The organism is Leptospira borgpetersenii serovar Javanica, from assembly GCF_003046425.1.
Classification (GTDB): Bacteria; Spirochaetota; Leptospiria; order Leptospirales; family Leptospiraceae; genus Leptospira; species Leptospira borgpetersenii.
This window is the reverse complement of sequence record NZ_QAJG01000010.1, coordinates 89,614-102,323: the sequence shown is the minus strand read 5'-3', so window position 1 is coordinate 102,323 and position 12,710 is coordinate 89,614. Positions and strand designations below refer to the sequence as shown.

11 protein-coding genes are annotated in these 12,710 nt (G+C 36.8%); 4 read left to right on the top strand and 7 right to left on the bottom strand.

Annotated features, from left to right (window positions below):
* Positions 1-88: 88 nt before the first annotated feature.
* Positions 89-1,786 carry a methyl-accepting chemotaxis protein gene (locus CLV95_RS10010; RefSeq protein WP_002722630.1) on the bottom strand — a complete coding sequence of 566 codons (1,698 nt, stop codon included), beginning with the start codon at positions 1,784-1,786 and terminating at the stop codon, positions 89-91.
* Between the two features lie 1,074 nt (positions 1,787-2,860).
* Between CLV95_RS10010 and CLV95_RS10005 the strand changes: the two genes are divergently transcribed.
* From CLV95_RS10005 to CLV95_RS09990, 4 genes are read left to right on the top strand one after another with little or no spacing between them, the layout of a single operon-like run.
* Positions 2,861-3,340 (top strand): LIC_10042 family TonB-like protein, encoded by a 480-nt coding sequence (locus tag CLV95_RS10005; protein WP_002732705.1) that lies wholly within the window; start codon positions 2,861-2,863, stop codon positions 3,338-3,340.
* Positions 3,324-3,863 (top strand): UpxY family transcription antiterminator, encoded by a 540-nt coding sequence (locus CLV95_RS10000; protein ID WP_002722652.1) that lies wholly within the window; start codon positions 3,324-3,326, stop codon positions 3,861-3,863. The genes CLV95_RS10005 and CLV95_RS10000 overlap by 17 nt, the downstream gene beginning before the upstream one ends.
* Positions 3,847-4,815: a KpsF/GutQ family sugar-phosphate isomerase gene (locus tag CLV95_RS09995; protein WP_002732576.1), complete on the top strand. Its 969-nt coding sequence runs from the start codon at positions 3,847-3,849 to the stop codon at positions 4,813-4,815. Before CLV95_RS10000 ends, CLV95_RS09995 begins: the two co-directional genes overlap by 17 nt.
* A 3-nt stretch (positions 4,816-4,818) precedes the next feature.
* Entirely contained in the window at positions 4,819-5,526 is a 708-nt protein-coding gene (locus CLV95_RS09990) for a type I 3-dehydroquinate dehydratase (protein WP_002722628.1), read from the top strand.
* A 395-nt stretch (positions 5,527-5,921) separates the two neighbouring features.
* Here CLV95_RS09990 and CLV95_RS09985 read toward each other — a convergent pair whose 3' ends face one another.
* The 6 genes from CLV95_RS09985 to CLV95_RS09960 form a co-directional block, all read right to left on the bottom strand.
* Complete coding sequence (locus CLV95_RS09985; RefSeq protein WP_026053960.1) at positions 5,922-7,424, bottom strand: tetratricopeptide repeat protein; 1,503 nt, start codon at positions 7,422-7,424, stop codon at positions 5,922-5,924.
* 547 nt (positions 7,425-7,971) lie between these two features.
* Complete coding sequence (locus CLV95_RS09980) at positions 7,972-8,169, bottom strand: hypothetical protein (RefSeq protein ID WP_002732377.1); 198 nt, start codon at positions 8,167-8,169, stop codon at positions 7,972-7,974.
* Positions 8,170-8,201: 32 nt separating this feature from the next.
* Positions 8,202-10,469 (bottom strand): ribonuclease R family protein, encoded by a 2,268-nt coding sequence (locus tag CLV95_RS09975; RefSeq protein WP_016561370.1) that lies wholly within the window; start codon positions 10,467-10,469, stop codon positions 8,202-8,204.
* A gap of 5 nt (positions 10,470-10,474) precedes the next feature.
* Entirely contained in the window at positions 10,475-11,155 is a 681-nt protein-coding gene (tsaB, locus tag CLV95_RS09970) for a tRNA (adenosine(37)-N6)-threonylcarbamoyltransferase complex dimerization subunit type 1 TsaB (protein WP_026053961.1), read from the bottom strand.
* Entirely contained in the window at positions 11,152-11,721 is a 570-nt protein-coding gene (gene tsaE / locus CLV95_RS09965) for a tRNA (adenosine(37)-N6)-threonylcarbamoyltransferase complex ATPase subunit type 1 TsaE (RefSeq protein ID WP_002728091.1), read from the bottom strand. The genes tsaB and tsaE overlap by 4 nt, the downstream gene beginning before the upstream one ends.
* A gap of 7 nt (positions 11,722-11,728) precedes the next feature.
* Positions 11,729-12,586: an Hsp33 family molecular chaperone HslO gene (locus CLV95_RS09960; protein ID WP_002732445.1), complete on the bottom strand. Its 858-nt coding sequence runs from the start codon at positions 12,584-12,586 to the stop codon at positions 11,729-11,731.
* Positions 12,587-12,710 lie beyond the last annotated feature (124 nt).

Below are 12,710 nucleotides of genomic sequence, written 5' to 3'. Positions count from 1 at the left end.
AAACCCATCTCAAAGTGTAGGAACTACTACATTTTTCCAGAAACTTGCTGAAAGTTTAGAGATATTATTTGAGGTTTTGAGATAAACTCTAAGACGTTTTAAAATGTTTTAGAATTTCATACAATTTCGTGGCTTTGAGAATCGATTCGTCCACAAGTTGTTTTATCTCTTCTGAAGTTCTAGCAATGGATTCGGAATTTTCCGCAATATTCTGCATCGATAAAGAAATTTCCTCGGAAGCGGTTTTTTGAAACCCGGAAGTTTCACTCACAGTTTCACCGAGTCGATTGACTTGATCCGTACTTTTTCTGATTTCAGCTAATTTCTCCACTTGAGCAAACAGAGACGCTGTTACGATCGTTGCAGAAGAATTCACTTCGCCAATATAATCCGTAAGTTGCCTGATGATAGTTAGAGATTTTTGAAACTTTTCCGCCCCAAGGTCGACTGCTTTCGTAGTATTGTCGATTAGATTGATAATATCCTTAATCGATTTTCGAGTCTGATCCGCTAATTTTGATATCTCTTCCGCCACCACGCTAAAACCTTTTCCCGCTTCACCCGCTCTTGCAGATTCTATGGATGCGTTCAATGACAACAAATTCGTTTTTTCTGAAATCGAAGTGATAATTTCGACGATCTTTGAAATTCCATTAGAATATTCTTTAATTTCATTCATTGCGAGAATCGCCCCTTCGAATGTTTCCTCGCTTTGAAAAGCCTTTTGTTTTACGGAAGTGGTCTGAGAAGCAAGGCTATCCATCGACTTAGACACGTTTTGAATTGATTCGTTTACTTTTCCAATCCCATCGTTGATTGCCGTCAAACTAGACAATTGTAAATGAATCGATTTTACAATCCCATCCAAAGTTGAGGACAATTCCTGCGACGCAGATGCAGTCTCTTCCACGGAAGCCGCCTGGTTATGGGTTTTTAATTGAAATTGTTCGGTCGATTGGGAAAGATATCGATAAAGTTCTTGGTTCTTTTCGAAATTCTCTTTAATCTGAACCAACAATCCCCAAATGCTGATTATAAGTATATGAAGGCCGGAATAAATTTCAAATATTTCGGAACTTCCTTTTTTTTCGGGAACTTCTATGAGAAAGTTTCCGGATACGATCTCTTTTTGAATTGAAATGACTTCTCGGATTTCTTTTCGATAATTCAAAATCGTTTTTACCAAAAGAAATACTCCGATCGTCCCACAAACAATACCAAAGACGGGTAAAAAAAACAAACCGTTTCGGATCCACTCGAAATTTGCTGACAACAAAGGGACAAAAACGAATGAAACATATAAAAAAATCCTTCCGGAAATTCCTAATTTTTTGAGTAACGTTCGAATGCCTGCTTTTAGTTTCCAGAAAAACGACTTCGTATTCCGCAAATCGTTGAAAAGAATTTCCGCCCTTTTGATTTGTTTCTGAGTCGCTTTTTTCCGGACAGACATATAACCGGATACGACACCTTCACTCATCACCGGAGTAATGGTAGCATCCACCCAATAATAATCTCCCGACTTCGCTCGGTTTTTTATAACTCCACTCCAAGGATTTCCTCCTTTGATTGTTTCCCACATTTTTCGAAAGACCTCAGGAGGAACGGCCGGATGGCGGATAAGATTGTGAGATTCACCCACCATTTCTCTCTCGGAAAAACCGCTAATATGCGCAAAGTCCTGACTTACATACGAAATTCTTCCTTTAGTATCAGTACGTGAAATTAGAACCGCATTGGCAGATATTTCTATCTCTTGATTTGTAATCGGAAGATTTTTTCTCATTCAAAATCCTTATTCGTTACATAAAAAATAAATACCAAGTAGTTAAAAGGAAAATTTCAAATAACTACGGAAAAGAAATGAACATAGAAAGTTAACCGGAACAAATAAAAGTCATATGAGATAATTAATAAAATTGAATATACTAAAAATTCGTTTTCATTTCTTATATTTAAGTAGTTAAAATATGTAATCTGTCAAAATCATATACACATCCCTGGCCCTCAAGGAGTGTGTTTTTACGACATGCGCTGTTCTCTTGATTTGAATCATCATTGTTTTAATTTTAACGTAATGTGTTCTTAAAGTTCTTTTCACAGATTTGATACGTTAAATATAAAAACCTGAAGGACTTTTTTACTTTGATTAGTTTCTACGAAGTTTTTAATGTTGATTCATAAAAAGTTGACGCTTTGAAATGATTCCACCGATTTTTGCAAGTTACTTACCGCCCATATTTACAAAGATAAGTATCAAAATTTTGATCCTGTCTCAAAGCCTCAGAATGTGGGAATACATAGGTTTTATTACGAGTTTATCGAATGATTATAACTGATTTATTTTAAGGTTTTGGGACAGACTTTACAGTAAAAATAGAGTCATAACAAAAGCGGTTATTTCAATAAAAGTACGATCCTATGTTATAGAAAAACGATTACGCAAGAGAAATAATTGACTGATTTTCCTTAAAAAGAGTTCAATCTACGTTAAAAATATAATTATAATAAACAATTCAGCATTCAATATTGTTGCAAACAAACCGAGCTCTGGTAACTCGTTTTTAGTGGTGAATAAAATGTTTTGAGTTCTTCAAAGATATGATCAACCAAGCAATTATTTATTTCACTTACTAAGACAAAACGACACATTCTTCCGATCGGATAAGTTCTAAAACAAATTCATAACCCGCCTGTGATGTTCGATAAAATATCTAAGAGTCTGTCCCAAAACGTAGGAACAATTGCAGTGATCCACGAGGATTCCGATAAGATCGAATGGTTTTGGGACAGACTCTAAATTCAAATAAAACTTTTCATAGATATTTGCAATATTGATCTATATCAAAAGGATAGGTTTATGAGCGCTAAGCTTTCTTTTTTTATTTCCGGTTCATTTCATATTTTATTATTTCTTTTTTTTTCTACGACTTTCTTTAAATTTCCACAAATTGAGGATTTAAAAATCCATCTCAAAAAAGGAGTAAGTCAAAACGTAACTCTGAGCTTTTTAGAGGAAGGTGTGGGGAAAAATTCGAAATCTTTTATGCCTAAAAATTCGAACAACGCGGGGACCTTACAAAACGAAATTGAAAAATTTAAGAATGAAATTCACTTTCCGCAAGGAGCTCTCGACCAAAGACTGGAATCAGATTGTTCTTGGGAAGTAAGAATAAAATCTGACGGAAAGGGCAAAATTTTTAAAACTCTTCACCCTTGTAAATATTCGATCTTCGAAGTCGAATTCAACAGGGCCCTGAGAACTTGGAAATTCGATCTTAAAGAGGGAACAAGCCTGATCATTCCAGTTTCCTTTAAAGTATATGATAGAGAATTCTAAAGTCAACGAATGGTATGCTCTTTATACCAATCCTAGAGCCGAAAAAAAATTAAAACGATTACTCCAAGAAAGAAAAATCGAATGTTTTCTTCCTTTAATTTCCAAAAAGAAAAAATGGTCCGATCGTTGGAAAGTCGTCGAAGAGCCGATGTATCCTTCTTATATTTTTGTAAAAATTTCATTCTTTCAAGACAGAGTCAAAATTTTACAATTACCCGGAGCGCATCATTTTGTATTCTATAGTGGAAAACCCTATGTGATTCCAGACGAAGATCTTAATTTAATTCGGATTTTTTTGGAAACGTATCCAGATAGAATTCAAGTTGAAATCCAGGAAAGGCTTCTCCCGGGCAAAAAGATCCTCATTCAAGAAGGGCCTTTTGCAGGATTTAAAGCCGAAATTATCCAAAGAAAAAATGAGAAACAAATCATCGTCAAATTTCCTGGAATGAATTTGATGACTTCGGTAACTTTGGATATAAAAACGTTGAAGTTGGAGGAGACCCTTGGATCCAATTTTTGAAAAGATAGAAAAAGCAATTGATACGGAAATAGAATCCATCCTCCACTTTAGAAAAAATTTAGACCCTTCAATCAAACAAGCGATCGAACTAATCCTCCAATCCAAAGGAAAACTGATCGTGACCGGTGTTGGCAAATCCGGGGACGTAGGTAAAAAAATCTCTTCTACGTTATCCTCTACAGGAACACCTTCTATTTTCTTACATCCTGCCGACGCGGCTCACGGAGATGCGGGTATCATTTCTATCGAAGACGTAATCATCGCAATCGGCAAGTCGGGTGAGAGCGAAGAGTTGTTAAATCTAATCCCTACGATCAAAAACATCGGAGCAAAACTAATTTCGATGACAGCTAATGTCGAATCTAAACTTGCAAAAGAATCCGACATTGTTTTAATCACTCCCATTTTAAAAGAGGCTTGTCCTCTCGAATTAGCGCCCACTTCCAGCACTACGATCGCTTTGATTTTGGGAGATGCAATCGCCATGTGTTTGATGGAGTTGAAAAATTTCAAAAAAGAAAATTTTGCACTTTATCATCCCGCGGGACGTCTCGGTAAACGTCTGAGTTTAAAAATAGACGACGTTATGCGAAATGGAAAAGACCTAGCAAAAGTATTACCGGATGCTAAATTAGAAGATATACTCACTGAAATTACCGTAAAGAGGCAAGGCGCTACGGGAGTTACGGACTTATCGGGAAAACTCCTGGGAATCATTACAGACTTTGACATTCGTAAAAAATTGAAAGAGGGTAAACTGGATTCTTCCATTTCGGCGGAGCAACTGATGAATCCGAATCCGACTATGTTTCAATCTGGATCGAACGCTTATGAAGTTTTAAGACAAATGGAATCCAGACCAAATCCGATTTCGGTCGCACCGATCGTAGATGATTCCAAAAAATTGATCGGAATCGTTTCCGTTCACGATCTTTTGCAAAAAGGTCTTTAACCTATGAATATTCGAGAATTTAAAATCGTTCTTACGATAAATGAAGACGAGTTTTTTTCTCTTGAAAAACATCCTGCTTGCGATTGGATCGAAATTCGCCTCGACCTATTTTCTCCGAAAAATATTGGACAAAAGCTCGCGGATAAAATCGACAAATTGAATGCAAAATGTATTTTCACTTACAGACAAGCAGGTGATACGGATCAAGTTACGTCATCTAAAAGAGAAGAATTCGACTTTTATCAAATAGTTTCTAAAATCGATCCGAAAAATCACTATCTTGATTTGGAATTAAATCGTTCCAACGATCTTTTTAAAATACACGTAGACGGTGGTTTCGGCTTGGTGCGCTCCATTCATAAATTTGACGGAATATTATCGGAACAAGAAATCAGAGATTGGGTACGTAAGGATCCTTACTTGGAGAGAAAAAAGTACGGGTCAATCCTTCCTTTAGTTTATAAATTTGCGGTATTTCCGAGTTCCATTCACGAACTGACGGAGTTCCTTTTCTCTTTTAGGAAGATTGCAAACGAGTTTAAAAAATCAAATATACTTTTTACAGGAATCTGTATGGGACCTTTAGGAATAATTTCAAGAGTGTTCCCTGATTCCTTTGACTCTATTTTCACTTATTGTTGTTTGAACGAACCGAAAGCGCCCGGTCAGGTGGATTTGAACTCTTTAATCCGACTGAGAAATCTACTTTAACACATTTCCTTATCCGCTGATTGCAGCTGATTTCTTTTAAAGTTTTGGGACAAATGCTTATATCCAACCCATCTCTTTTAAGCCCTCAAGGGTCCATTTTACCTAAGATATTTTCCGATAAAAGAATCTAACTATAAGATTATTTCCCGTATAGAATTTACAAATGTAAATTCGTTTGTTTTCTATTTATAACGAAAGTCATCCCGAAAGAGACCTTACGCGAGTCCGCAAAACCTGCGGAAGGGCTTGACACAAGTACATAGGAGAGAGCGGCACTTTAGTTTTCTGTTTTGTCAGAAAGATCAAGCTGGTAACTAAAGCGTCTCGCTTCTATTGGCGCTCGACGGGTTCTATATAATTTTAAGGATGATTTTTAAGAGGGCCCTAAAATAAATTTAAGTCTTATCCAAAGCTCGAGAACTCTGATTCGTTTCTTGATCAGATCCCTTAGTTTCTAAAAAAGATTTAAAGGAAGATTTTTCCTTAAATCGGTCAAATTCTTTTTCTTCCGCCGCGGCCGACCAAATTTCCGGTTTCATATTTGCGGCTTTACGTATATATTCCATGGTTTTTTCAAGGTCATCCTTATGCGCATAACATTTTGCTAATAAATAATATGCACCTGAAGAACCGTTTACTTTTGCTAAAAGTAAAATTGCTTGATCTACCTTTCCGGTATAATAATAAGCCTTACCCAGATAAAAACGATATTCTCTTTCCTCCTCCTCGGAAACTTGAACGGAATGAAAATAACGAAGGGCCTTTGTGTATTCTCCATGATTCGTATAGTAACGGGCTAATTTTAAAATTCCATCGTTGTAAACATCTGGCAAATTTTTGAACTCAGGATTTTCTTTTTCCAGTTTGGAGGCGATTTCCTTTAATATGACATATCCTTCATTTTCTTCCTTATTTTGAATTTTGCAAAGAGCCAAATACATTCGAATCTCATGTGTCCTTTCACCGAACTCAAGCGCCTTCTCGGCGGTTTTAATTGAATTTTCACAATCTTTAATTTCGTATTTAAGTTTTGTTAGTCCGATTAAAGGTTGGATTGTACCATTTACAGCATAAGATTTTTTATAATACTTTATCGCCTCTTCATAATGCTTCATTTTATGATATGCAACTGCTTGGTTTAAATTGGTATAATATAACATCTTAGGATTATTCATTCCGATCTTATCTTCGAGTTTATCTAAAACCTCAAGAGCTTCCGAGTATTTTTCAAGACGAATGAGAGTAACACCGTATTTGTAAAGATAATCATCCTTTTCGGGAAAGTCCTTCACAAGTCCTTCCAAAAGATTTTCCGCTTGTTGAAACTTTTTATGATTTGAATAAACGAGAGAAAGATTCCAACGAGCGGAAACGTCATTTGGCTCTTTCTTAAGAATTTTAAGATAATCTTCTTCCGTATTCGGTCCATCAATCTCCGATTCCTCCGCATGTTTTTTAGAACGATGATGCACCACGTGACCGGAAGAAAGTCTTTCTTCCGCAGTAGCTTTTATTTTCTGAATATGAGTTAAATCCGGATCAATTCTCAAAAGCCGATTCGAGTAAGAAATCACCTCATGATAATCCCTCTGATAGTTGAAATAGAGAATGATCTTTTGATAACAATTGACTAAATCCTTTTTAGATAAACTAAGACTGACTGCTTTTTTAAAACTTTGAATGGACTTAGGATAATCCCTTCTATATTCGTAGATATAACCCATGTACATCCAAGCTTCACCGGAAGCCGGATTTGCATCGTTAAACTTTTGGAACTCATTCATGGCCTTGGAAAAGTCCTTTTTCGCATAAGCCTTTTTACCTTCTTTCAAATCCGCATACAGCGAAGTTAAGAAAGAACACAAAACAATCGAAAAAAACAAAATTCGAAAAGCCATAAAACCAAATATCGAAAAGGAAACCTTTTTTAAAAGTGAATTTGTGGTCTCTTTTTGGTTTATAATAAATTTCCTAAAATATATTCCCCAAAAAAACCTTACTTTATTCCTAAACATGTTCACAGATTATAAACTATTTTGTCATAAGTTCAATTTTTCCGATCTTTTTAACGCGAGGCTAAAAACGTGAAGTACCAAATCCATCGTAGTTATTTGTGGATACGAAAGCACCTATTATGTAAATGTCCCTATAGTCGTACAATTCCATGTTTGGATTTTAAGGCTCTTTTTTTGGTGGAATCTGCTGTTCGAATCAATCCATGTGAACACACGGAACTTATGAGCAAATTTTTTGGATTGATTTCTTTTCCAAGAATCAACCGAATTTGGTACTATGGCCCACTATAAACGGAGTTTCCCGTCACGGGAAGAAGCTCGTTTGGCTTAGGCCGCGTTGTATCTCCTTGAAGTATATTTTTACCGTCATTCGGCGCTTATGTTGGAATATTTTTTGACCATTGAAATTGTTTCGATCCGTAAAAAGGAATCAAAAAGTGGCGAGAAAGCATCTCAAAAATACTTTATCTTTACTTAAAACGTCGATTCCGATCATCCTCAGATATTTTTGAGATAAATTATAATGTGATTTTCTGAGCAACAAAAGAACACTTTTGACGTCAATTGAAGCCGCAAATAACGTGAATTCGATATAAGAAAGTTCGGGAGAATTGCCCACCAACTTCATAGCGGAAACGATCCTTAGAGAGCGACAGGTTCTTATACTTTTTTTTGGAATTTTTTCATTTTCACAAAGATTTTAATCTCCTCATAATCGACTCGATCAAGTTCAACTTCGATCTTGTCTCCAAGTGTATAAATTTTAGAATATTTTTTCGAATAAAACGAAAAATCCGTCTCCAATCGAATTTCACCTTCGTCCGTAAATTCAGAAGAAATTAAACAAGCGTCTACGGAAGGATTTTCCAGATCCACAAAAATCAAATGCGGTTTACAACCGGTAATCGTTGCAGAAAACTCTTTGATGCCCGTTTTTTCCAAATAACGACACGCTTTGAGTTTGTAATAATCTCGTTCAGCGTCACTCGCCTTTCGTTCCTGATGGGAACAATGCAAACCCAAAGTCACCACTTCTTCCGGACCATAAAGAGGTTTTTTACCCAAAAGAATTTGTTGTAAAACCCGATGACAAACTAAATCAGGATATCTTCGGATCGGAGAAGTAAAGTGACAATAATCCTCAAAACCCAAACCCCAATGCCCGAGATATTCTCCGGAATAATAAGCCTGCATAAACGTTCGGAGCAAAAACATATTGAACAACCTTTCCGCAGGCTTTCCTTCCAATTCTTTCAAAACCGCCCGAATCGCTTCGTAACTTGAATCTTTCAATAAAATCTTAATTCCGTTCAGCTGCAAAAATGCGTTGAGAGACTCGAGCTTTTCCTCGTTCATTGGCTCGTGAATGCGATACAAGGTGGGATGCTTTTTCTTGCGAATCGATTCAGCAACCTTAATATTTGCCGAAAGCATAAATTCTTCAATGAGAATATGCGCTTGCAATCTGTTTTGTACGGAGATTTCGACTACGTTGTGTTCGGAATCAGTGACTACTTTATTTTCCTTTAAATTTAAATCCACTCTTCCATCTTCAATCCTTCTGGCTCGAAGCGCTTTGGCGAATTCGTTCATTCTGAAAATCCAATTACCAGGGTCACCTGATAGGATTTCGGACTCCGCCCGGTTATACGTATATCTTTCCGCAACATTAATTACGCTTTTATAATATTTAACATGAGTGATTTTTCCTTTCCAATCAGCTTCCATTTCCACCGTAAAGGCTAAACGATTTTTCCCCGCAACTAAAGAACAAAGGTTTTCGGACAAATCCGGAGGTAACATAGGAACAACTCTACTTCCTAAATATACGGAAGTCGCTCGATTGTACGCCTCTTCGTCCAAATCGGTTCCCAGTCTTACGTAGTAAGAAACGTCTGCAACATGAACGTAAAATCGAATCCTACTTTTTTCTTCTACAAAACTGATCGCATCGTCGAAGTCTTTGGAATATTCTCCGTCAATCGTGATACATTTCAAATTTCTAAGATCCACGCGAGATCCCCAATCATCTACGGTGCTTTCGTCCACTTCTTCCGGAAGATTCAGTACTATATTTTCAGGATAAAGAATGCTATAATTGTATTTCATTAACATTCTCATAAGATCTAAATCTTCTTTGGTGTCAGATTCAAAACGTAGAAACTGAACTTCGTAGAGATTTCTTTCGTGTTCCGTTTCTTCTCTGAGTTTTACGATCAGAACATCCCCGAGTTGAATCTCATCTTGAAGATCCATAAGAATAGTTTTACGAAGAAGATACCCCTCCTTTTCTTCTCCATCTATGTCTAAGAGTTTTCCAAAAATAAATTTAGGATCCTTTTCGATGACGATCATTCTGTAAAGATCACGCCCCCTTCTGAGAATTTTTGTGACCTCTCCTTCCAATCTTCCTTTTTTTCCGATTGCGTTCGGCTGAACTTCTACAAGATCTCCTTGAATCGCCGACTGTACGTATTGGCCTGGAACAAATATCTCCATTCCGGAAGGAAGTTTCACGAAACCGTCCCCTTTTTTACTGGTCGAAATCGTCCCTAACAGCTTTTGATTCGAATTGACGAGAATATTCCTTTTTTCTAATTCAATCAACCCTTCTGCCTCAAGAATTTGAAGTATTTCGGTTATTTCCCTTTCTCTTTCTTCAAATTGCCATTTCTCTCTTTTTTTACCGTAAGAATTTTGATTTTCTTCCTTAAGAATCTTTGCGGTCAGATCCTTAAATTGGATCACGGAACCGGCTCTGGATCGAAGATACCTGAGGATTTTCCTGCCGATTTCACTTTCCGGGAATCCTTCGGATCTTCCCGCAAATCTGTTTTTTTTATTCTTATTCGATCGGCCGAAGATTTTCTTTTTCGTATCCGGTTTTGCGGTTTTGTTTTGTTTTGTTTGTTTTTTCTTTATATTCATAATTACTAAACCGTCGGTTTGTCGTCGACGTAGGTTCCACGTATATAATTCGGCGTCAGTTTCCAATATGGAAATCGATCCGTAAATTCTAAAGCTTCATGAATTAAATCGACGTTTTGATTCAAGATCGCCGACGCGGAAGGAAGATTTTCTAATATGGAATTCCCCGAAAAAAACTCAGGATTATCCGAATATTTTTGAGAAGTCAAGAATGTCTGTAAACGATCTTCCGGAATTTTATCAAGAATATCGTTCGGTTTTATATCGATAGATCCGAAAAATCCTCTTGTATCTTCCATTCCGAAATAAATTTTTTTTTGTTTGGCTTCTATTCCAACAACGATCGGATCACCGGTTTCTTGGTGATAAAACGAAGTATAAATATTCAAACTGTCAAATCCGATCGATGGAATCTTCCAAAGTTGTGATAAATTTCTTGCGGTCGAGACCGCGATTCTAAGCCCCGTGAAAGACCCCGGACCAAGCGCACTTACGATCAAATCGGGGGCTTTCCAATCCGATTTTTTTAAAATGTTTTGCAATTCTTGAATTAGAAATTTGGAAGATTCTCTGGGATGAATTCCAAAATAAGAGGCAATTGCCTTCAATTTCCCATCGTTGTCCAAATGAAAGGTTTCTACAATGATCCATTGGTTTGTCGCGTCAAAAAATAGAACCTTTCTCATGTCGGTTTTTTTTTCAACTCTTTCCATAATTTTTCCAGCGCGGGAAAGGTTTCTACATCAAAACTTCTGAATATGATATCTCTTTCATTTTCGGAAACGGTTTTAAATTGTACTTCGATTTTTAGCGGAAGTGTTTCCAAATCCTCTTTTGCGATCTGCCACCATTCGATAATGGAAATTCCTACCCTTCCCCAAATTTCCTCGAAACCTAAATCTTCCAATTCCTCCGGAGATTTCAATCGATGAAGATCGAAATGATAAAAGTTAAGTTCTTCCAAACTGGATTTGTTATCGAGGGAAAAATTTTGTGGCGAGAATCCTCGACTTTTATCCAATGAAATTGAATACTTGTTTATGAGAGTGTAAGTAGGGGAATTGACGTTCGTATTCGGTGAAAACTTTTTTACCACTCTAGAAGCAAAGGTCGTTTTACCCACTCCCATCGAGCCTGTAAGTAAAATGATAGGATGAAAGTTTTGCCCTAAAGAGGAAAGAATCAAAGACGCAAGAAATTCGGCAGGTTTGTCCAATTCTTCCAGTTTTAGATTCCGAAACTCGAGTTCCAATTCTTCCTCAAAATAATTCGCTCACCTTTTTTCTTTCAAAACGATAAACCGAAGTACAAAATTCGCAAGTAACTTCGATCATTCCAACTTCGTCCAAAATTTGCATCGCTTCCTCTTTTCCTAAGGTCTGAATCAATTCTCTGATTTTGTTTTCGGAACAATCACAACGAAATTCCGGTTGACCTTCCTCCAAAATTTGAACGGCAGAACGAGTCGTTTCTCCGATTTTATTCAAACAATTATAAACGTCTTTTCCCAAGAATTCGCTTATGTTCGCGTCGATTTGTCGGGAAAGACTTGCTATTTTTTGAATGTGTTCTTCTTTTGCTTCCGGTAAGGACTGCAAAAGAATTCCACGCACATCCCAATGAAATCCGTTCTTTCGAATATAAAGAGTTACGAAACAGATGATTTGTTCGGAACTGTTTAAATAATTTTGAAAATTCTCCTCGAAACTTTTATTAAGATATGGAACTACAGATTGATAAATACAAACCCCGTCTTTCCAACGGAATACTTTCAAGATTCCGGAATAATCTTCCATCATTTTACTGGGTTCAATATTTTCTTCGGGTCTTTCCCTAAGGACAGCCTTCATTCTCCCTTGTCGATCGCTGTAAGCAAGTACCGAATGTACGGGAGAATCTTCGTTAAACTGAATCTGCAAACTCACCTTCGTATCCTCTTTGATTTGATCCGCTAAAAAGAAAGCGCCAATCATTGCCCTTGCAAGAAGTTCCGTATTTGAATCATCCAAATTATGCAGGTTTGAAGCTGCGGTAAGAGAGTATGAAATTTCAGCAACGGAATACCGGAAGTGAATATCCGGTAAAACTCCGTATATCAATGAATCTTGGTTCTGCATGGAATCCTTTTGCGGCAAGAAATGAGAGTCTCTAAATTGATTAGATGTTGCAATTTACGTCATTCGTATCCTTTCAAACTTCCCCGGAAAAGACAGTATTTTTTCGCTTAGACAACCTGGAATG

Coding starts and splice junctions, on each gene's coding strand:
- CLV95_RS10010 (WP_002722630.1), bottom strand. CDS start 1,786: ATGAGAAAAAATCTTCCGATTACAAATCAAGAGATAGAAATATCTGCC.
- CLV95_RS10005 (WP_002732705.1), top strand. CDS start 2,861: ATGAGCGCTAAGCTTTCTTTTTTTATTTCCGGTTCATTTCATATTTTA.
- CLV95_RS10000 (WP_002722652.1), top strand. CDS start 3,324: ATGATAGAGAATTCTAAAGTCAACGAATGGTATGCTCTTTATACCAAT.
- CLV95_RS09990 (WP_002722628.1), top strand. CDS start 4,819: ATGAATATTCGAGAATTTAAAATCGTTCTTACGATAAATGAAGACGAG.
- CLV95_RS09985 (WP_026053960.1), bottom strand. CDS start 7,424: ATGGCTTTTCGAATTTTGTTTTTTTCGATTGTTTTGTGTTCTTTCTTA.
- CLV95_RS09980 (WP_002732377.1), bottom strand. CDS start 8,169: ATGAAGTTGGTGGGCAATTCTCCCGAACTTTCTTATATCGAATTCACG.
- CLV95_RS09975 (WP_016561370.1), bottom strand. CDS start 10,469: ATGAATATAAAGAAAAAACAAACAAAACAAAACAAAACCGCAAAACCG.
- tsaB (WP_026053961.1), bottom strand. CDS start 11,155: ATGAGAAAGGTTCTATTTTTTGACGCGACAAACCAATGGATCATTGTA.
- CLV95_RS09960 (WP_002732445.1), bottom strand. CDS start 12,586: ATGCAGAACCAAGATTCATTGATATACGGAGTTTTACCGGATATTCAC.